Annotated in this window: 21 protein-coding genes; 5 read left to right on the top strand and 16 right to left on the bottom strand. The window is 45.4% G+C overall.

The annotated features are described in order from the left end of the window. Nucleotides 1-2: 2 nt before the first annotated feature. The 6 genes from BREVNS_RS05190 to BREVNS_RS05165 all read right to left on the bottom strand — a co-directional run bounded on the left by BREVNS_RS05190 (nt 3) and on the right by BREVNS_RS05165 (nt 5,111). On the bottom strand, nt 3-989 hold the full coding sequence (locus BREVNS_RS05190) for an NAD(P)-binding domain-containing protein (RefSeq protein WP_483427985.1): 987 nt from the start codon (nt 987-989) through the stop codon (nt 3-5). Nucleotides 990-997: 8 nt separating this feature from the next. Next, on the bottom strand, nt 998-1,537 hold the full coding sequence (locus BREVNS_RS05185) for a hypothetical protein (RefSeq protein ID WP_483427984.1): 540 nt from the start codon (nt 1,535-1,537) through the stop codon (nt 998-1,000). 55 nt (nt 1,538-1,592) lie between these two features. Then, a complete protein-coding gene (gene trxA / locus BREVNS_RS05180) occupies nt 1,593-2,600 on the bottom strand; it encodes a thioredoxin (protein WP_483427983.1) in 1,008 nt (335 codons plus the stop codon). A gap of 97 nt (nt 2,601-2,697) precedes the next feature. Next, on the bottom strand, nt 2,698-3,150 hold the full coding sequence (locus BREVNS_RS05175; protein ID WP_483427982.1) for a SixA phosphatase family protein: 453 nt from the start codon (nt 3,148-3,150) through the stop codon (nt 2,698-2,700). 9 nt (nt 3,151-3,159) lie between these two features. Continuing rightward, nucleotides 3,160-3,576 carry a secondary thiamine-phosphate synthase enzyme YjbQ gene (locus tag BREVNS_RS05170; RefSeq protein ID WP_483427981.1) on the bottom strand — a complete coding sequence of 139 codons (417 nt, stop codon included), beginning with the start codon at nt 3,574-3,576 and terminating at the stop codon, nt 3,160-3,162. A 302-nt stretch (nt 3,577-3,878) separates the two neighbouring features. Then, nucleotides 3,879-5,111: a hypothetical protein gene (locus tag BREVNS_RS05165; protein WP_483426076.1), complete on the bottom strand. Its 1,233-nt coding sequence runs from the start codon at nt 5,109-5,111 to the stop codon at nt 3,879-3,881. A 170-nt stretch (nt 5,112-5,281) separates the two neighbouring features. Here BREVNS_RS05165 and hisD point away from each other — a divergent pair, with 170 nt between their 5' ends. Beyond that, nucleotides 5,282-6,568, top strand: coding sequence for a histidinol dehydrogenase (hisD, locus tag BREVNS_RS05160; protein ID WP_483427980.1), 1,287 nt, complete (start codon nt 5,282-5,284; stop codon nt 6,566-6,568). A gap of 8 nt (nt 6,569-6,576) precedes the next feature. Next, nucleotides 6,577-7,578 carry an FAD:protein FMN transferase gene (locus BREVNS_RS05155; RefSeq protein WP_483427979.1) on the top strand — a complete coding sequence of 334 codons (1,002 nt, stop codon included), beginning with the start codon at nt 6,577-6,579 and terminating at the stop codon, nt 7,576-7,578. Here the strand turns inward: BREVNS_RS05155 and BREVNS_RS05150 are convergent. From BREVNS_RS05150 to BREVNS_RS05130, 5 genes are all read right to left on the bottom strand, one after another. Further along, entirely contained in the window at nt 7,517-8,263 is a 747-nt protein-coding gene (locus tag BREVNS_RS05150) for an RNA methyltransferase (protein WP_483427978.1), read from the bottom strand. The genes BREVNS_RS05155 and BREVNS_RS05150 overlap by 62 nt on opposite strands. A gap of 60 nt (nt 8,264-8,323) precedes the next feature. Further along, nucleotides 8,324-9,529: a tetratricopeptide repeat protein gene (locus BREVNS_RS05145; RefSeq protein WP_483427977.1), complete on the bottom strand. Its 1,206-nt coding sequence runs from the start codon at nt 9,527-9,529 to the stop codon at nt 8,324-8,326. Nucleotides 9,530-9,532: 3 nt separating this feature from the next. Then, a complete protein-coding gene (locus tag BREVNS_RS05140; protein ID WP_483427976.1) occupies nt 9,533-10,228 on the bottom strand; it encodes a hypothetical protein in 696 nt (231 codons plus the stop codon). A gap of 331 nt (nt 10,229-10,559) precedes the next feature. Then, the gene (locus tag BREVNS_RS05135) at nt 10,560-10,847 is read right to left on the bottom strand and encodes a hypothetical protein (protein WP_483427975.1); all 288 of its coding nucleotides are present in this window, start codon (nt 10,845-10,847) and stop codon (nt 10,560-10,562) included. A 187-nt stretch (nt 10,848-11,034) separates the two neighbouring features. Next, nucleotides 11,035-11,490 carry a hypothetical protein gene (locus BREVNS_RS05130; protein WP_483427974.1) on the bottom strand — a complete coding sequence of 152 codons (456 nt, stop codon included), beginning with the start codon at nt 11,488-11,490 and terminating at the stop codon, nt 11,035-11,037. 183 nt (nt 11,491-11,673) lie between these two features. On the opposite strand from BREVNS_RS05130, the gene BREVNS_RS05125 reads away from it, so the two are divergent. The 3 genes from BREVNS_RS05125 to BREVNS_RS05115 are packed head-to-tail and all read left to right on the top strand — an operon-like array spanning nt 11,674 to nt 14,422. Then, a complete protein-coding gene (locus BREVNS_RS05125) occupies nt 11,674-13,044 on the top strand; it encodes a sigma-54-dependent transcriptional regulator (protein WP_483427973.1) in 1,371 nt (456 codons plus the stop codon). A 2-nt stretch (nt 13,045-13,046) separates the two neighbouring features. Further along, nucleotides 13,047-13,673, top strand: coding sequence for a bifunctional phosphoribosyl-AMP cyclohydrolase/phosphoribosyl-ATP diphosphatase HisIE (gene hisIE, locus BREVNS_RS05120; RefSeq protein WP_483427972.1), 627 nt, complete (start codon nt 13,047-13,049; stop codon nt 13,671-13,673). 2 nt (nt 13,674-13,675) lie between these two features. Continuing rightward, complete coding sequence (locus BREVNS_RS05115) at nt 13,676-14,422, top strand: RsmE family RNA methyltransferase (RefSeq protein ID WP_483427971.1); 747 nt, start codon at nt 13,676-13,678, stop codon at nt 14,420-14,422. On the opposite strand, the gene BREVNS_RS05110 is transcribed toward BREVNS_RS05115, so the two are convergent. The 5 genes from BREVNS_RS05110 to BREVNS_RS05090 are packed head-to-tail and all read right to left on the bottom strand — an operon-like array spanning nt 14,383 to nt 18,830. Continuing rightward, nucleotides 14,383-14,970 (bottom strand): epoxyqueuosine reductase QueH, encoded by a 588-nt coding sequence (locus BREVNS_RS05110; RefSeq protein ID WP_483427970.1) that lies wholly within the window; start codon nt 14,968-14,970, stop codon nt 14,383-14,385. The two genes, BREVNS_RS05115 and BREVNS_RS05110, sit on opposite strands and share 40 nt — an antisense overlap. Next, complete coding sequence (locus tag BREVNS_RS05105) at nt 14,967-16,325, bottom strand: sigma-54-dependent transcriptional regulator (protein WP_483427969.1); 1,359 nt, start codon at nt 16,323-16,325, stop codon at nt 14,967-14,969. Before BREVNS_RS05105 ends, BREVNS_RS05110 begins: the two co-directional genes overlap by 4 nt. Next, the gene (locus BREVNS_RS05100; RefSeq protein ID WP_483427968.1) at nt 16,315-18,009 is read right to left on the bottom strand and encodes a sensor histidine kinase; all 1,695 of its coding nucleotides are present in this window, start codon (nt 18,007-18,009) and stop codon (nt 16,315-16,317) included. Before BREVNS_RS05100 ends, BREVNS_RS05105 begins: the two co-directional genes overlap by 11 nt. Then, the gene (locus tag BREVNS_RS05095; RefSeq protein WP_483427967.1) at nt 17,993-18,571 is read right to left on the bottom strand and encodes a hypothetical protein; all 579 of its coding nucleotides are present in this window, start codon (nt 18,569-18,571) and stop codon (nt 17,993-17,995) included. Before BREVNS_RS05095 ends, BREVNS_RS05100 begins: the two co-directional genes overlap by 17 nt. After that, entirely contained in the window at nt 18,561-18,830 is a 270-nt protein-coding gene (locus tag BREVNS_RS05090; protein ID WP_483427966.1) for an HPr family phosphocarrier protein, read from the bottom strand. Before BREVNS_RS05090 ends, BREVNS_RS05095 begins: the two co-directional genes overlap by 11 nt. Between the last annotated feature and the right edge of the window lie 121 nt (nt 18,831-18,951).

The raw sequence follows: 18,951 nt of genomic DNA, 5'->3' as shown, positions 1-18,951 counted from the left end.
GCCTATCTCCTGGGAACACAGGCAAGATATCTCTCACAAATAGCCTCCATGGCACGTCGAGCCGAATTGAAGGCCGTAATGATAGACCCTCCTTTCGGATAATGCACAAGATCCCCCACTAAAAAAATCCCGGGAATATTAGTTTCCCCATGTTCATTCACACGGGGCTGATGACCATCAAAGGCTATACCAATCGATTCAAGGAAATTCTTTGGAGAACTGCCACCAAGAGCATACACAATGGTGTCATAGCTTTCTGGAGTTGGCGACTCAGCAAAGTGAACCAAAGGCTTTCCCTCTTTCTCTTCCACAGAAAGAATATGAGAATTATACCGCACCGTAATGATCCCAAGCCTCTCCAGTTCCTCAATGGTACGACGATTGATGGTATTCATACGGTCAAACTTCTCCCGCCGATAACTCATGGTAATCGTATTCTCAAACTGGAGAAGATATTGCACATATTCGGCGGCACTGTCCCCACCCCCAACCACCAGCACCTTTTCCTGTCTCACTGGACGACTGGTGACATCAAAAAGGATACGCTTCCCCAAAGAGGCGGGAAGTGGATAGTCCGGTTTGTTCGGTCTCCCCAAAACGCCGATGGCTATCACCACAATTTTCGTCTCATAAGAAGCCTTTGATGTTTTGACAACAAAACACTTTTTTTCTATATCTTCATGGATAGCATATACCTGTTCTTCGTAATGAACGGGGAGTGTATATCGCTCGATGGTTTTATCAAGGAAGTCTATCACCTCACTTTTGGGAAGATCCGTCATACAGAGAAGCCCTTCACACCTTGGCTCCATCCCTTTGTAGTTGGCTGTAACTAATTTCGCCTCCGGATAAAATTTTTTGATGGTAAAGGCATGCTCCTTTTCTTTTTCAAGAATCAGCATCCTTTCCCGGGGAACACCCGCCTCAATAGCCTCCACCGCAAGACTGATCCCCGCCGGTCCTGCTCCGACTATCACCACATCGTACATAGCTCCTCCTATAAGCGCCAGAACACCCCACCAACCACTTGAACGCCCTCATGATACACCGGTTTTGTCACCATGCGTTCCGCCCTTCCCCCTTCGAGGAGACCGGTAAAATCAATCCCAAGCGAAAGACCTATATTCTTCAGAGGTACAAAAACCATACCCACCCCTCCCCGAATACCAAAAGCCTGCCCATTCGTTGTCATCTCAGGATGAGGCCAGATCATACAGATTCCAAAACGCCCATAAGGAAAAATTTCCTCAAATCTCATCTCTCGATATACCACATCCAGCCCCACGGCACTATAGAAAAAGCCTCGAGTCGTTCCAGGGGAAAGGGCATTGGTACTCTGAATAGGTATTCCCAAGAAAATATTGGCCTCCCCATAGGTGGAAAGACCAAAACCAGCCACAAAAGGAGTGGTAATCCCCGCACGAAAGAGATTATCCTTGCCAAGCGCACTCATGGTATGACTGTATTCGGTGAAAAATTCCCACCCTATGCCCATCTGAGAAAAAAGAAGAAAAACCACAAACCATACCCGTTTCATAACAACCCCTTTTCTTCTCCATAGTATAGCACAGGGCGGAAAAAAAATCGAAAATCTACGCCAAAGCCGCCTGAATCTCAGAGGCAAGCTGCGCTTTTGGTCTCACCCCCACAATCTCTTTTGCCAGCTCTCCCCCACGGAAAACCCCAATGGTAGGAATAGAGGCAATCCCATAGCGTTCGGCGATCTCAGGATTCTCATCCACATTGCACTTCGCATAGACCGTGCTTGTATCCTCATGAGCAAGATCGGCAAAGATAGGGGCCATCATCTTGCAGGGCATACACCACTCAGCCCAGAAATCCACCACCAAACGAGGATACTTGGTGAGAGCTTCATCAAAATTCTCTGTCGTGAGTTCAATCTCCCCATGGACCTCATCAGGAAGATGAGAAGAGGCTTTCTGGTTCATCTCAGAGAGAAGTTTTTCCGGATCACTACTCCCGTAACGAATTACCTGTTGAACAAAATTCTGTTCCCTTTGAACACCGATGGTAATAGAATCCATATCCCCATTGATCACCTGTTGAGGCACAGAAGAAACCCGATATTGCATAGAGAGTTCAGGGTTTTCCTGAGCCTCCACCACCTCGACAACTACCCTCTGCGGATTTGCCAGCATCACCTGGGTAGCCAGAAGAGCTGCCTGAGGACAGTAGGGACAGGAGGGCGTCACAAACACCTGAATCTTCACATCCCTATCAAGCCGCTGAAGCGCCTGCTGGTACTTGGGGGAAAGAGAGGATCTGCCCTGAGAAAGAAGGCGTATCACCTCAATAATCGTGGAAGCCTCATGTCCATAAGGTGTACCCAAAAAGACAAACCGATACCCTAAGTTTTCTCCCACGACAACAGTAGGATTGGTCATATCATCACGAGCAGGCAGAGTTTTCACCGTAATTTTGTCAGAGAGTTCAGCAAGTTCTGCAGGAAACTGTCTGGCAAACTCATGGATCTCTTCATCCCCTGTACTATAAACCGTCACATCTACACTTCTTGTGAGACTCTCTGCAAAGAGATTCTCCAGTTCTTTTCTTGTTTTTGCATCAATAAGCCTTTCCATAGAGGCCTCCTTTTCGTTTTCTTATTGATAATATACATATTTTTTTCAAAAAAGGAAAATATTTTCATATTATAATATGATTATAAGATGTACCCTTTCAAAACGCCTTCCAGGTAAGATAGGCCACCAGTTTCGCTTTTTCCTCGGAAAAAGACACCGCTGCCAACGAAGGTGGTTGAAACTCAATCGTTATCTGTCCCTGAGTAAGGGCAAAAAGGGCCTCCTTCAAATCCGGCATATGTCCAACAATGATGATATCCCTCTCTTTGTAGTCTTCAGGCCAGCGTCTGGCATCCCACCCCGGTTCAACAAGACTATCCTTGACAACATCAAGTTCCCATATATCCCCAAAGATGGTAGCCGTCTGATATGCCCGCACATAGGGAGAAGAATAAAGAACAGGATCCCTCAGTTTCTCCAGAAGAAAACGACTACCTTTGGCTAACTTTTTTGTTCTTTTTTCTCCCTCTGCCGTAAGAGGCCTCTCATTATCAGAGCCTTTCCATTCATTGACATCCACCGCCTTGCCATGACGAATAAGAATGATCATACCCTTCTCCTATTCCCCAATGATTTTTATGAGAACCCGTTTCCGCCGCATACCATCAAATTCCCCATAAAAGATACGTTCCCACGGTCCAAGATCCAATTGACCATTCGTAATAGCCACCACCACCTCTCGTCCCATCACCTGGCGTTTCAGATGAGCATCTCCATTATCTTCTCCTGTATGATTATGCCTGTAGAGAGAAGGGGTGTGGGGTGCTAACTTTTCAAGCCACTCTTTGTAATCCTCATGAAGCCCTGGTTCATTATCATTGATAAAAACACTTGCCGTGATATGCATCGCATTCACAAGACAGAGTCCCTCACGAATCCCTGATTCCACTACCGCCCTCTGTACCTCCTCGGTAATATGAATAAAATCCACACGATTTTTTGTACAGAACCAGAGTTCTTTTCGATAGGATTTCATTCTTTTCTCCTTCCAAAGGATTTTTAGGAAAAATCTCACCTTTTTAGTATAAGAAATTTCAAGGAAAAATCAAGTTCGAGACCTTCGGACATTCGTACCAAAGGTTTCAAAATAAAAAAGTGATTACGTTTCCAACAGGAGACCTGAAAGAGAGAGAAAAGGATAAAGAAGTTACCCCTGGCTCAAAAGATTTTTGTCAACTGTAGTATACAGGGAACATTTTAGATAAACAAGTTTTTTCTGGGGAAAGTACCCTTTTTAGGCCATAAAACAGGGCAATAAGTACGTACCATCCCTATGTTTTATATCACATCCTGCCAGTAGACACCATCGATAGCCTCATCACGATTATAGTAGTAATGCAAACGCACAGCAAGAACATTGGTTGCCCCTTCTCTTTTCCATACCCCTACATCCATTCTCTGGTTTATGGTTCGCATCACCCGTTCTGCCCTTGAGGTTGTTCCTGGCAAACCATCTTCACTGTCACAGGCGAACATGTCTTTTTGAGCACGAAGAAGATAATAAAAACAATGTTTGCGCCCTTTTTCGTGAAATAAGTCAAGAAGATTCTGAATATGCTGTCTGCGCTCGCTTTGATAACCAAGTCTTGTTTGCCAGTCATTTTTGTACCCCAAGAAACAGGCTTTCCCTGTTTCAGCGACAATATTTGTCCACTCAGAAGAACGATATCTCACTCTATCAAGACGAAGAAAATACTTCAATTGATAACTTACATGCCACAAACATCGTTGAAAAACGATACCGGGATGTTTGCCCTGGTTAATCCCTGTATCTCCATCGACAACAAGAAAAAACCGAGAAAAAGAGTGTTTTTCTTGAATGGGCTTAAGAAGTTTGTCCCAACCTGCATGGTAATTATCCACAAGAAGGCCTGCTATTCTTGTATTTTTTCCTGTCAATGGGGAGGCTTGTTGCCTCTCCTGCAAAAGAATTTTAGCTTCTTCTCCTTTTTTCTTGCCCTGAACAGGAATACCCGTCCCATCGGCTTCTCCACAGGGTTTTTCTTTTTCTGAGATACTGAAATGTATCTTTCTCCCAATATTTTGAAGGTTTTTCCAGAGGGTGCTAAGACCTATTTTATACCCTGTGAAGGAAAGAATACGAGCGGCCACTCGATAGGTGGTAAGAGCCCCGGCTAAAGCCACTCTGTAGATATCTTTCAGGATTTGCCTTTTTCGCTTTTCTACACCAAGAAGAGATCTTGTGAGAAAAAGTTTTCTTCCACACTTTTTGCATTGAATTTGGAGCTGAGGAAGAGTGATCTTTCCAAAGGGCATCAGAACAAAAACAGTGTTTTTTCCATGCTTTGTTTTCCATATGAAGTGATGTTTTTCTCCGCATGTACAGGTGATACGACCTTCTTTTATTTCTTTTTCTGCCACTTCTACAGAAATCTGATGAACAAATGACTCAAACACTCCTTTGATGGCCTGGAGAAAAACCACCACTAACGTCTCAAGTTTTGTGTCAGGGTAGTCGATAGTCAAAGTGAAGGTGAATTCTTTACGCATGGGTTCCTCCTTGTGTCCTATTATCGGCCAGGGAGGAACTTTTTTTTGCTTTTCCTCATCTTCCCACTGCAGGTCTCCTGAAAAAAACGTTACCAAAAAAGTATCATCCCCTCTATTTTGGCATTTTCCCCTTTTTTTTCTTATAATACTTCACTGAAAAGGAGTAAACCATGAAGCGAATGTCTCCCCAACAGGCCAAAAACTACCAACGAACAACCGAAGAGATTTCCCTAGAACTCCAGCAAAGGGTCGAAGAGATTCTCAAGGCTGTGGCTAAAAGAGGCGATGCCGCCGTTATGGAGTATACGAGGCGTTTTGATGGAGTGGAAGATCCTTCTTTTTCCCTTGTGGCCACTGAAGAAGAGTACAGAAAAGCCCAAAAAGAAGTAGAAGAAAACTATAGCGCCGTCCTGGAATATTTTCTTGAAGCCGCCAAAAGAATACGTCTCTACCACGAAAAGCAAAAGGAAAAAAGCTGGTTCTATGAAGACGATGGGGCTTTTTTGGGTCAAGTGATTACCCCCTTAGAAAGGGTGGGGGTCTATGTGCCAGGGGGAAGAGCTTTTTACCCTTCTTCTGTGCTGATGAACGTGATTCCTGCCTCTCTTGCCGGGGTGAAAGAGATTTACCTTGTCACTCCCCCCGACAAGAAGGGCTCTGTCCATCCCCTTCTTTTAGCTTTAGCTGAAAAACTTGGAGTCAAGGCTGTTTTCAAGGTAGGGGGCGCCCAGGCTATTGGCGCTCTTGCCTACGGCACAGAAACCATCCCCCCTGTCCACAAGATTACAGGACCGGGGAATGCCTATGTGGCCATGGCAAAACGCCTTGTTCAGGGAAGGGTGGGAATTGATTCTATCGCCGGTCCCAGTGAAGTGGCCATCTTTGCCGACGAATCAGCTCCTGCGAAATGGATAGCCATGGATCTCTGTGCTCAAGCAGAACACTCTCCAGATAGCGTCGTGTTCTTTCTTTCAACGTCGGCCAAGCTCCTTGAAGAGGTAGAGAAACTCCTGCCTGAAGTGGTAGCCTCTCTTCCACGTCGGGAAATCATCGAAAAAAGCCTCTCCCTTTCCTATAGCATCCTCGTAAACTCCTATGAAGAGGGCTTTGATCTTTTGAATCGTATCGCCCCAGAACACGCTGAGATTATGCTTCACCTTGATACCTCGGAAATCCTCTCTCATGTTCAGCATATAGGGGCTCTTTTTGTGGGCCCATGGACACCTGTCGCCATGGGAGATTATTTCTCAGGTCCTAACCATGTTATCCCCACCTATGGAACAGCTGTGTATGCTTCCCCCTTAGGGGTGTATGATTTTGTCAAACGCACCAGTATTCTCAGGCTTTCTCCAGAGTATATGCAAAGGCATGCAGAAAAGGTCAAACAGATGGCCGACCTCGAAGGACTTCAGGCCCATGGACTCTCCGCCTTTTTGCGCACAGAAGAGAAAAAATAGGAAGTACCATGAGAAAACATCCTCTTGTCTCTTTTTCTCTGTGGCTTTGTCTTTTCCTCACAGCAAGCCTTGCCCTTTCCAGTTGTCAAAAAAACATTCACAGGATTCGACTCGAACGTTTTCAAATGAATACCCTCTTTCAGGTTGTTATTTACGCCTCGCAGGAAAAAGAAGCGAAAAAATGGGGCGAAGAAGCGTTGTCTCTTGTAGAGAACCTTGAGAAACGATATAGCCTTCACCTGAGTAATTCCCTTCTTTTTACCCTGAATAACGACGGAAAAGGCACCATAGACAAGGATCTTCTTCTTGTCTGGCAAGAAGTGGAAAGACTCTTCGCCCTTTCCGATGGGCTTTTTGATCCCACCGTAGAACCCCTGATGCGTCTCTGGGGTTTTTATCAGGAAGGCACTCCTCGTGTTCCCTCGTCATCAGAAATAGAGAAAACCCTTTCTCTGGTGGGTTTTTCTGCTGTGAAAAGAGACAAATCTTTTGTTTCTCTGCATGGGAGAAGAATAGACTTAGGCGGAATTCTCAAGGGATACGCCCTCGATGTTATGGCTGAGTATCTCAAAACCAAACCCCTTTCGGGTTTTCTCCTCAATGCAGGGGGAAATATCCTGGTCTGGGGGGAAAAAACCGATCATACCCCCTGGCAAATAGCCATCCGTCATCCCCGTCGTCCAAACGAAGTTCTTGCTCTCTTTTCTCTTCATGAAGGGAGTGTCGCCACCTCCGGGGATTATGAACAGTACTTCATCGAAAGGGGTATCCGATATCACCATATCCTGAATCCAAAAACAGGATATCCCGTCTCCAATGGGGTTATCTCTGTGACCGTGGTAGCCCCAAAAGGGATAGAGAGCGACGGGCTCTCAACCGTGATGTTTCTTGTAGGAAAAGAGAAGGGAATACCTCTTGCCGACAAGATGGGTATCGGCGTATGCTACATCATGGAAGATCTTTCTCTCTGGACAAACCGCTTTTTTCCAGCGCTTTCTGATAAGCCATAAGTCTCCCCTGAATACGGCGAAAGAGATTTTTCACAATCAGAGCACTATTTTCGTCCGGTGCCATTCGATAGAGAAGTTTCCGAAGGTAGGCTTCCAGCCTTTCCCTGGGCACGGTCTTGAAATAGCCCATGGTCTCAAGAGTTTCAATAATCATGGAAAGCATGGCTTCAAATTCCTTCCTTTCTACCGCGTGATGAACGTTTTGCTCTTTCCACTGACTCCGATAAATCTCATACAACACCGTCATTACCGCCTGCGCAAGATTGAGGGAAGGAAAGGCTTCCGACGAAGGGATGGTGAGAATCATATCACAGGTGGTGATTTCCTCATTGGTAAGCCCGCTCTTTTCCCTTCCAAAAACAAGGGCAATATGTCTCTCTCGATAAGGCGCCATAACCAAAGACCATTCTGGCAATACCACATCCTTCTGCCGCCATTGCCCAATCCGACGGGTCACCGCAAGGGACACATCAACCCCCACAAGAGCCTCCTTTAACGTCGAAACTACCTCGGCCTTTTGCAGGATGGGTTTTGCATGAACGGCAAACGAAAGGGCATTCTCCGAGAGATGATTTGTCTGTGGAGAAACAAGAACAAGCCTCTCCACATCCATATTCATCATACTTCGGGCAATCATCCCAATATTCATATCACCCTCTGGTTCCACAAGAACCACAGAAATCATCTCTCCCTCCAGTTTTTGTCTTCAAAAGACACAACGGATGAACACACAAAACCGTCTCCCTCACTCAGCAAGCATACTCTCCTTGGAAAGAAGCTCAAGCCATCCCTTGGCCTGAGAAGAAAGTGGATGATTCATATAACGAGAAAGAAACTCCTCATATGTCTGACGAGCCTCTTCTTTCTGGCCATTTTCATAGTAACAGCCGGCCATCTCAAAAAGAATCTCTGGATCTCTGTCCTTTCGAGCATTAGAAAGACCTTTTTTCGCCACACGAAACGCTTCCTGGTAATTTTTTCTCTGCCTAAGAAGACGAATTGCCGCCAAAAAGCCCTCTTCCGCCTCTCTTGAATCAGGAAAACGAGCCAATTTTTCATAATAGGAAAGCGCAAGCGATGGATTTTGCCTCTCATTCTGTTTCGCATAGTAGAGAGTTTGCCTGAGAAATGCCGTCTTTACCCCTTCCTCACGAGAACTCCCGGGATAAAAAGCAAAAAAGTTCTCATACTCCTGAATAGCCGCCGGATAGTTTTGAAGGGCTATATAAGCCCTTGCCCGTCCAATCAAAGCAAGTTCTCCCTTGGCCTCCTGAAGATAGGCCAGTGCCGTTTTGGGATCGTTTTTATACAGATACTGATAGGCAATCCCCACCACTAAAGCGGAAATATTTTCCTCTGAATGCCTCAAATACACCTGTTCCATCCATGAGAGAAAGGCTGGATCAAATTTTTCCATATCCTTGAGTACAAACCCCACCAAAGAAGCAAGCCCTACCTCATAAGAAGGGGGAACCTCCTCACTTACCGCCTTTTTGCACCAGAGAAGAGCCTCTGAAAGGTTTTTCTGATGATAAAGAGCGGTAGCTACACTCTGCATCACCAGATGTCTATAAACTCCTTGAGGATAAAGGCTTAGATAATGGGAAGCCTTCTGAAAAACCTCTTCATACTGTTTTATCTCAAGAGAGGTCATAATCTCCCTGGCCAAGGATTCTTCTGAAGACACATTGGTCACCACCATCTCACTTTCCCTCTCCAAGCCCATACTCTGAGTAGTTTCCTTATCCTGCCCTGAAGAAACATCGACTAAAGAAGAGATATTTTCAGAAGACTCCACAAAACCTGAAGGAGAAAAAAGGGAAAGGACGCCCTTTGGCATCCTTTCCCCTGAAAAAAACTTGAGATATCCTTCAGACCAGAGGAAAATGATAATCACGAGAACAAACACACCCGTGGAAACAAGAAAAGTGATAAGCCACTTCCTCTCCATACGTTAGCGTCGACCACCCCACAGACCAAAATAGATATTGCCACCCACCATGAGGCTTCTGTTGCCATCCATAAGATCAAGTCCCACAAAATCCACAGAGAAGAAATCGGTGAGAATAAACCGAAGCCCGGCATTCAAGATACCACGATGGGTACTGGCATACGGAGCACCCACGCCATACTTATAGGGGAAATTCGAAAAATCAGCAATAATGTACAACTGAGGAATCAAAAAATTCCTCTGAAAACCAATGGCAAAATTGATATCCCAGGCATTGTTGAAGGTATACCCAACAATAAAGGTCGCGCCACTACTCCCCACTCCACTGGCATTAAAACCCTCCTGCCAGGCAAAATAGAGACTGAAAAAATTCCCCGTATTGTCAAGACCAATCTCTCCCATCGCCCCAAGGGCTCCCTGTTTGGTGAACTGAAACTTCCCATTGAGAAGAAGAGGGCTCTGTGGTCTTGTCCCAATGTCTATACCTGCCCCAAGCTCCAGCTGAGAGAAAGGACTGAAATTGGCCGCTACCGTGAGAGGAACCTCTGGTGTATACTTAAAGGAAAGACCAAATCGCCCTCCATAGGCGGCCTCAACACTGGGCACGATAATATAGCCATCAGCCCCTGAATAGGTAGGAGCCGCCATAGCCAGAGAAACCATCATCACCAACCCTATACCAACCAAGGCTTTCCTCATGATATCCTCCTTATCGTCATGGAAATTTAACACCTCATCATAGCCATTTTTGCACAAAAAGTCAACATTTTGAGACTCTTGCACGGATGTTTTCTTCCCCTCTTTAGGTCAGGGGCTACGCCCCTCTTCCCGGCTTTTTCTGTTTACAAGGGCTTATTTGTCGTTTTTATTCAAAAAATAGGTTTATTGATTACAGCAATAAATATTTTTATACTACTTTTTGTTTTTTTATTACTTTTTTGAGACCTTCGCACATTCGTGCCAAGGTCTCATTTTCTCTTTCTCATCTTTTTCAAAGGAAGCAGGTTCCTATAGAAAGAGTGTTCCTCCACTAACTTACCACGGTAATCACCGGCAACTTCATCCGAAAACGACGATCATGCTGCTGAAGAACCTCAAAGACCTTTTTTTTGATATAGTACAATCCCCCACGGTACTTAGCTAAAACACCATCATAGGTGATTTTTGTTCTCTCTGATATGTAAAAAACACTCCCGACCAATTCCACTTTTGTCCAGTCGCAGGTAACAAGTTCCGGAAGTTTGGTAAGAATAGAGGCGCTAATGGTATTGTTTTTTACCGCATCTACATACATCTTGGCAAGAGCAGAGGGATCCATATCAGCTCCTTTATTTATTTTTTCGTGGGGTATTGATCGATCAATTTTTGGTCCCTTGTAACAAGGGGGGATCCGTACCTATACTTCATGTTTCCCTCAGAGGAGAAGCGAATCCGTATAGAGATCGGGAACCCAAATTTTTGGATATCGGACCCAAAAATTCTTCCGTCTCACAATACCCCACGCTTTATTTCAAAAAGGTAAAAAACAAAAGCCATTCCACCGGTCTCACCAAAGCCCCGTAAAAGGAAGCCGCTACAATCTCCGCCAAATCAAAGATCTTGAAAAAATGCAGATAGTATACCACAAACCCAATCACAAGCCACGCTCTGATAACCCCGACCAGCGCGCCTAAAAACACGCTCACCACATCAGCATGAGCCTTTTTTTCTGGAAGCCGAAGAGAAGCACTCAGCACCAGAAAAAAGATCACCGAAAGGATAAGACCAAGTAGACCCCGAATCATCCTATCAGAAGAAATAAGGGAAACCAGAAAAACAATGATGCCCGCCAGAACCAAAGGGAGCAAAAGTCGAAGCAAACGATACAAAGCCCGATGAAATCCCTCTCGTGTATCAAAATAAATAAAAACACCAAGAATAACAGCTAAAACACCAACACTCACCCAATAAAGAGTACTCATACCAAAACCTCCTTTTTGCCTTCTTATACTATTGTATGGACAAAGAAGAAAAAAGTCAAGGCAAAGGAAAACCCCCATTTTCCTCAAACGTATCCCCCTTCTTCTCATGCTGACTCCACTCAATTTGAAAAATTTGTCTTTTTGCTCTATACTATGCCAAAATTACCTACAGAAGGAGGATGGGTGGCAGACCCGGTTGTTCTCGTCATTGACGACGAGAAAAATATTCGAGAAGCCCTCAAACAAGCCCTCAAAATGGAAGGCTACATGGTGATTACCGCTGAAAACGGAGAAGAAGGGCTTGAAAAACTTCGTACCTTCAGTCCGGACGCCGTTATCTTGGACCTCAAGATGCCCAAGATCTCTGGCATGGAGTTTCTCCGTCAGAGGCCCTCTCCAGAAACCCCTGTTATTGTCTTGACAGGCCATGGCGGTTTAGAGGAGGCAGTAGAAACCATGCGATTAGGGGCTTATGATTTTATGGTCAAACCCCCCGATCTTGACAAGCTCGCTTTGGTTCTTTCACGGGCTCTTGAAGAAAAAAAGCGACACGAAAGACAGCAAACCCTCGAAACTCTTGTCAATGAACGCTATCGGTTCGAAAACATCATCGGAATAGCCCCATCTTTTCAGGCGGTTCTCAATCAAGTGAGACAGGTCGCTTCTACCGATGCCACCGTACTCCTCAGCGGCGAATCAGGCACAGGAAAAGAGGTCATTGCCAATGCCATCCACCTCAACAGCCCCAGAAGAAATGGTCCTTTAGTCAAGGTACATTGTGCGGCCCTTCCGGAAACCCTCCTCGAAAGCGAACTCTTTGGACACGAGAAGGGTGCCTTTACCGGAGCAACGGCCAGAAAAAAAGGACGATTTGAACTCGCCGATGGAGGAACCCTTTTTCTTGATGAGATTGGGGAGATTTCCCCCATGGTCCAGGTCAAACTCCTCCGTGTCCTTCAGGAACAGAGCTTCGAAAGAATAGGGGGAGAAGAAACCATCCGGGTCAACGTAAGGCTTGTAGCGGCTACCAACAAAAACCTCAAAGCCATGGTAGCCAAAGGGGAATTCCGCGAAGACCTCTATTATCGTCTCAATGTGGTCCACATTGAACTCCCTCCTCTCAGGGAAAGAAGAGAAGACATCCCCCTTTTAGTCAACCATTTTCTCAAATACTATGCAGAAAGACACCACCGGCCCATTGAAGGGATCCATCCAAAAGCCATGAGACTATTAGAAAGCTATCCCTGGCCGGGGAATATCCGTGAACTTCAACATACCATAGAAAAAATTGTCATCTTTGCCCGGGGTCCTGTCATCGAAGAAACGGATCTCCCAGAAAGTGTTGTCTCCCAGAGAACCTACCATGAACTTGTTTTGCCCATAGGGATTTCCTTAGAGGAAGCAGAAAAACGACTCATCTTTGCCACCCTTGATGCCAACGGAGGAAACAAATCAAAAACCGCGCGCATCCTCGGGATAGGCAGAAAAACCCTTCTCCGGAAGCTGGAAAGTTACGGTATGACTATAGAAGACAACGAACAGGAAGAGGAGTAAGTATGGCATTAGATATCAATTCCCTCAAGTTTGACGAAAAGGGACTTATCCCCGCTATTGTGCAGGACATTGTCTCAGGAAAGGTTCTCACGTTGGCTTATATGAATGAGGAGTCCCTCAAAAAATCTCTCGAAACAGGAGAAACCTGGTTTTATAGCCGTTCAAGACAGTCCCTCTGGCACAAAGGCGAAACCTCAGGTAACACCCAGCGTATTGTTGATATTATCGCCGATTGTGATGGTGATGCCCTTTTGATCAAAGTAGAACAAAAGGGCGTGGCCTGCCATACAGGGAGCTACTCCTGCTTTTTCCAGAGTCTGAAAGAAGGCAATATCTCCGAAGAAAACAAATCGGCCATTCTTTCCGAAGTCTATCAGGTAATTATGGAGCGGAAAAAAACCATGCCGGAGAACTCCTATGTGGCCAAAAAACTTCGGGAAGGGCTTGATAGGATCCTCAAAAAAATTGGAGAAGAGGCAGGCGAACTTATCATTGCGGCAAAAAATGCAAACCCAGAAGAAATTGGCTGGGAAATGGCGGATCTCATCTTTCACATGTGGCTTGTCTTGGCCTACTTTGATCTTTCACCCGACATCATCTATGATAAACTCATGGAACGACGCCGATAACCATGCGCCGCTTTTTTATCCCCCTTTCAGCTATTCAGGGACAAAAGGTCTCTCTCACAGGAAGCGATGCCCACCATCTTGTCCATGTCCTGAGAAAAAAGGTAGGAGACACCTTTGAGGCCACGGATGGACAGAGCCGACGGCTTATTCTCCAAATCCAGGCCATCCAGAAGGAACACGTTCTCTGTCATATCTGTGAAGCCCACCTCCAAAAAGAAAGAACCGTTTCTGTTCGTCTTTTTCAGGCTCTACCCAAGGGACCTGCATGGGAAACCATTCTCACCACCGCCTGCGAACTTGGGGTAACGGAGATTATCCCTGTCCTCTCAGAACGCACCATTTACCCCCACGAAATAACGGGCACCATCAAATCCCGCTGGTTACGCCTTGTTGAAGAAACAGCCAAAAAAACAGGTCGCCTCACCACTATGACCATCCATCCTGTCCTTCACTGGAAGGATGTACCTTCCCTCCTTGATTCCTCTTCTCTCAAAATCATGCCATGGGAGGGCGAAAAAGAAACAAGCCTTCGTTCTCTCTTGGAGACAGGCGAGTCTCCTCCAACCGTCGAGCTTCTTATCGGCCCAGAGGGAGGATTTTCTCTTCAGGAAGCTGAAGAAGCCAAATCCTGGGGATTCCACACGGTTTCTTTGGGGCAAAGGATCCTCACCACCGCTACCGCCGTGATCACCACCCTTGCCAATATTTACTATAGCTTAGACCGTTTCGAAAACTCACACCCACAATAGTCCTGTCGGTAAACACCATACTGAAGACACAGCTCTTTTGAGCGTTTCATGCCGTTTTGTTTTTTGAAATCAGAAACTACATACGAAATCCCAAAACGCCTTTCCAGAAGAAGCCCTATTCGATTGATAGCCTCCGTGTTTTTGAGGGGACTCAGCGTAAGGGTGGTCGCTACCGCATCCATACCCTCTCGTTTCGCCTTGAGAAAAGCCCTATACAACCGATACCCATAGCAAAAAATACACCTTTTCCCCCTTTCTGGCTCATCCTTCAAAAGAGAAGCTGTCAAAAACCAGTGCTCCCTATCCTTTTCACTTTCATCATCAAGAAGGGGAATATCCGGATAGCGTTCTTTCATCACCACCAAAAGAGCCGCTTTTCTCCTGAGGTATTCCTCAGGATCGGTAATATTGGGGTTGTAAAACCATACGGAAACCTCATATTCAGGGGGAGCCTCCAAAACCCTCTCCCATGGAGATCTTCCCAAAAGTACCTCTATGGAGGGAAGCATACAGGGGGCACAACAGGTGTGGAGAAGAAGCCTCTTCACTCCTCTTGCTCCATAATACCAAGTTCTTTCATTTTTCTATAGAGATAGGTGCGTTCAATATCCAGCGATTCGGCCGTTTTGGCCATGTTCATCTGAAACTGGGCAAGCCTGTCAAGAATGAGTTGCTTCTCAAATTCTCGTTTGGCATCCTTGAGAGAAAGTCGCCGCATCTCTTCCTGAAGAAGATTCTGTGAACCAGGGAAAAGATGCTGTTGCACATAGGCAAGGGTAATCGTATTCCCCGGACAGAGAATCACCAAACGCTGAATAAAGTTTTTGAGTTCTCTTACATTCCCCTTCCAGGGCTGGGTGGCAAGAAAAGCCACCGCATCCGGGGTAATCGTTATCTCCCTGCGATTCCGCTCCCTTTCTTCTGCTAAAAAATACTCCACAAGCTCTGGAATATCCTCTTTTCTTTCACGCAAAGGAGGCAAATGAAGAGGAACCACATTCAAACGATAATAGAGATCCTCTCGAAATTCTCCCTTCTGGATCTTTTCCACTAAATTCTGATTTGTGGCGGCAATGATACGCACATCTACCTTGATCAACTCATTACCACCCACTCTCTCGAACTCACTCTCCTGAAGAACACGAAGCACCTTGGCCTGAGCAGAGAGGCTGAGATCCCCTATCTCATCCAAAAAGAGTGTCCCCCGATGAGCCTGTTCAAACTTTCCCTTTTTCTGCTTGTTTGCCCCTGTAAACGCCCCTTTCTCATAACCAAAAAGCTCACTTTCAATCAGGGTTTCAGGAATAGCCGCACAATTCACCCCAACAAAGGGAAAATAACGACGCCGGGAATGATAGTGAATCAGCCTTGCTATCACCTCCTTGCCTGTACCATTCTCCCCTGTAATCAGAACCCCGGCATCACTCTGAGCAATCTGGGGAAGAGAGGCAAGAATCTGTGTTATCACCGGTGATTTTCCCACAAAGGTTGGGGCAATATTGGCCGTTGATTTCAAACTCATGTTTTCTAAAAGAAGATTTTTATACGTAATAGCATTTCTCGTGGTTCCAAGAATACGCTCAATGGAGAGGGGTTTCTCAATGAAATCATAAGCCCCTTTGCGCATGGCCTCAACAGCCATCTTGATGTTCCCATGACCAGAAATCACCACCACAGGAAGCAGGGGAAATTCCCTGTGAATATACTCAAGAACCTCCAGCCCCCCTTTTCCAGGAAGCATGACGTCCAGGATCACCGTATCAAAATCTTCTTTTCCTACAATTTTGCAGGCTTCTTCACCATCTCCAACAGCAACCACCTCATATCCCGTATCCTTGAGGATATCACTGATAGTTTCCCTGATATTCGGTTCATCATCAACAACAAGGATCTTATGCTTCATTTATCCCCTCCTGTACAGGTCCCACAGGAAGCTCTACAAAAAAGTGTGTCCCCTCTGAACTGCTCTCAAACCAGATATAACCGTGGTGCTCCGTTACCAAACGCTCCACAATAGCGAGGCCCAACCCCGTCCCCTGATTTTTGGTCGTAAAATAGGGTTCAAAAATCTTGTCCTGAATCTCTGGTGGAATCCCTTTTCCATTGTCGGCTACAGTAAGCAACACACTTGAGGGTTTCCTTTCAATTCGGAGAAGGACTTTGGGATTTTCAGGATTGGCCGCCTCACAGGCATTTTGCACAAGATTGATAATCACCTGTTTTATCTGGTCATGATCATAGGGAATCTCCCAGCTATATTCCCCCTCGTAAACCTCAAGGGAAAGATCAACCTGGGCATAGGCATTTTTGAAAAAATGATAAACCTCCTCAACCGTCTGTCGAAAGTCATGAAGAGCAATAACAGGATCAGGAAGACGGGCAAACTTGGAAAACTGATTGACAAGGTTTTCCAATCTCTTGGTCTCATTGATAATAATATGAGAGGTTTTCTCAAGAACTTCCTCAAATCCATCCGGGTTCATGGTATAGGCATACAAAAGCCTCTCCGCTGAAAGTTTGATGGGGGTGAGGGGATTTTTGATTTCATGGGCAAGCCTTTTGGCCATTTCCTTCCATGCCTCAAGACGCTCCATTCTTTTGATCTGGCGTGTGGCCACACTGAGTTTTTCTGCCATGGTGTTAAAATTCTTGGCCAAGTCTTCAAGTTCATCACCCGAACGAATCTCGACTCGATAATCCAAGTTTCCAAGGGCAAAGATCTTTGTTCCACGAGCCAACGCTTCAATGCTCTTCGTGAGGTTTTTGGCCACACGAACACTCACCGCAAAGGCAAGAAGAAACACCGGTACCGAGATCACCACAATCACAAGAAGAGTAATCACCCGTATATATTTCTTGAGAAAAAGCATCTGGCGGTATTCATCCCGACTGTCATAAATTGTTTTATATGCCGCCTGAATATGTTCTGGAAGCCATACCGCAAAAAACTTCTTCTCCTTCCGGGCAATTAACGCCGCCCTTTCCTCCCCGAGAAAAAGACTCTTTTTTTCAGGATCAGAAAAAGCCTCAAAAAGACTCTCCTTGTTTTCTATGATCAGTTTCACCAGCTCTGTCTCATCACTTCGCAGAAAGGCCAAATTGGTATCCTTCCAGGTAAAAACCACAGGAAACTGATCCTCCTGATACCGCAAAAGACTCATATTCCACCGCTCAAACTCACTCTTGTTGTAGGCAATCAGTTCCTGATAACCAGCCAAAATCTTTTCAGCGGTCGTATATTCCTTGTCAATAAAATTCACTTCCGTGAGAAGAATAAGATAAAACATCACCCCACCAACGACAAGGATCGTCCCGAAGGTCACCCCCAAAAAGAAAAAGGTAATCTTCCCCCGAAGCTTATACCCCCGAATGCCCTTCCTTTGAAAAAGAAAGGTGACAAAACTTCGATACACAAGCCAGATGCCAAGAAAGCTGGAGGCAAACAGAACCAGAGGAACAAAAAGCCTCAGGGTCGCATTCCCCTGAAGACTCACCATCCATCTGTACCCCAACCAGGCAAAGAAAAGAGAAAGCCCAAGATCAAGAGCAAAAACAACAAAAGCCCAACGTTTACTTGAAAATACCATTTTTGTTGAACACCCTGCTTCGAACTGGACTGATTTCGTAGCGCATTCCTAAAAGAGACCGGAAAAAACGCCCAAAGATATCATTTTCCTTTTCCGGACTCAGCTCTGAATCGAAAAACTGAGAGACCTCTAAATAGAAATAATCCTCGTCTGTGGCCCCCGTAAAGGAAAACGCCCGAAAATTCTCAAGTCGATACAAAAAACGAAGCAGTTTTTCATCACTCTCTATCCACCGTTTATAGGCAAATTCACATCCATACCAGACATTGGCTACATATCCCTCATTCAAATAATCCTTCTTTATTTCATACCTTACCTTGATGTTCGTAAGAAAAAGATCAGGCTCTGGAAACGATGCCCTCTTGAATACCCGAATATCATAGCCTACCGCGAGAATATTTCCTCCCTGAAAAAAGAGAAAGGGATTAAACTCAGGAGAAGGAAAGGTTCTCACCGAAAGATAAAAAGACGTTCCCCGAATAGCAATCCTATCTATCACCAGTTCAGAAAACCCCATGCTGCAAAACAAGAAAAGCACAGGGAAAATCCATTTATTCCTCATGGAATTTGGCCACCTCAATAAGTTCCCGAAGTTCCCGAAGCGCCTGAGCCTCATCCGGACCATCCGCCGTAATCACAAGCTTTGATCCCTTCCCCGCCGCTAAAAGGAGCACATTCATCACACTCTTGGCCGTCACCACCCTATCCCCCATCGTGATGGTGATTTCACTTTGAAATTTGTTGGCAAGTTCAACAAGTAGAGAAGCCGGTCGTGCATGAATTCCGTATTCGTTCTTTACTTCGACGGTTATACTTTGCATGTGCCCCTTGAATCTCCCAGTCTCTTTTTTGTTTTCTTTAATTATACAACAGACCTGAAAAAAAAGCAACAAAAGAACTTTCTATGAAGAAGAAAGGGAACAAAAAAGAGGTTTTTGTGTC

Origin of the sequence: Longinema margulisiae (assembly GCF_025266855.1) — a bacterium.
Classification (GTDB): domain Bacteria; phylum Spirochaetota; class Brevinematia; order Brevinematales; family Thermospiraceae; genus Thermospira.
This window is presented reverse-complemented; position numbering and strand designations above follow the sequence as displayed.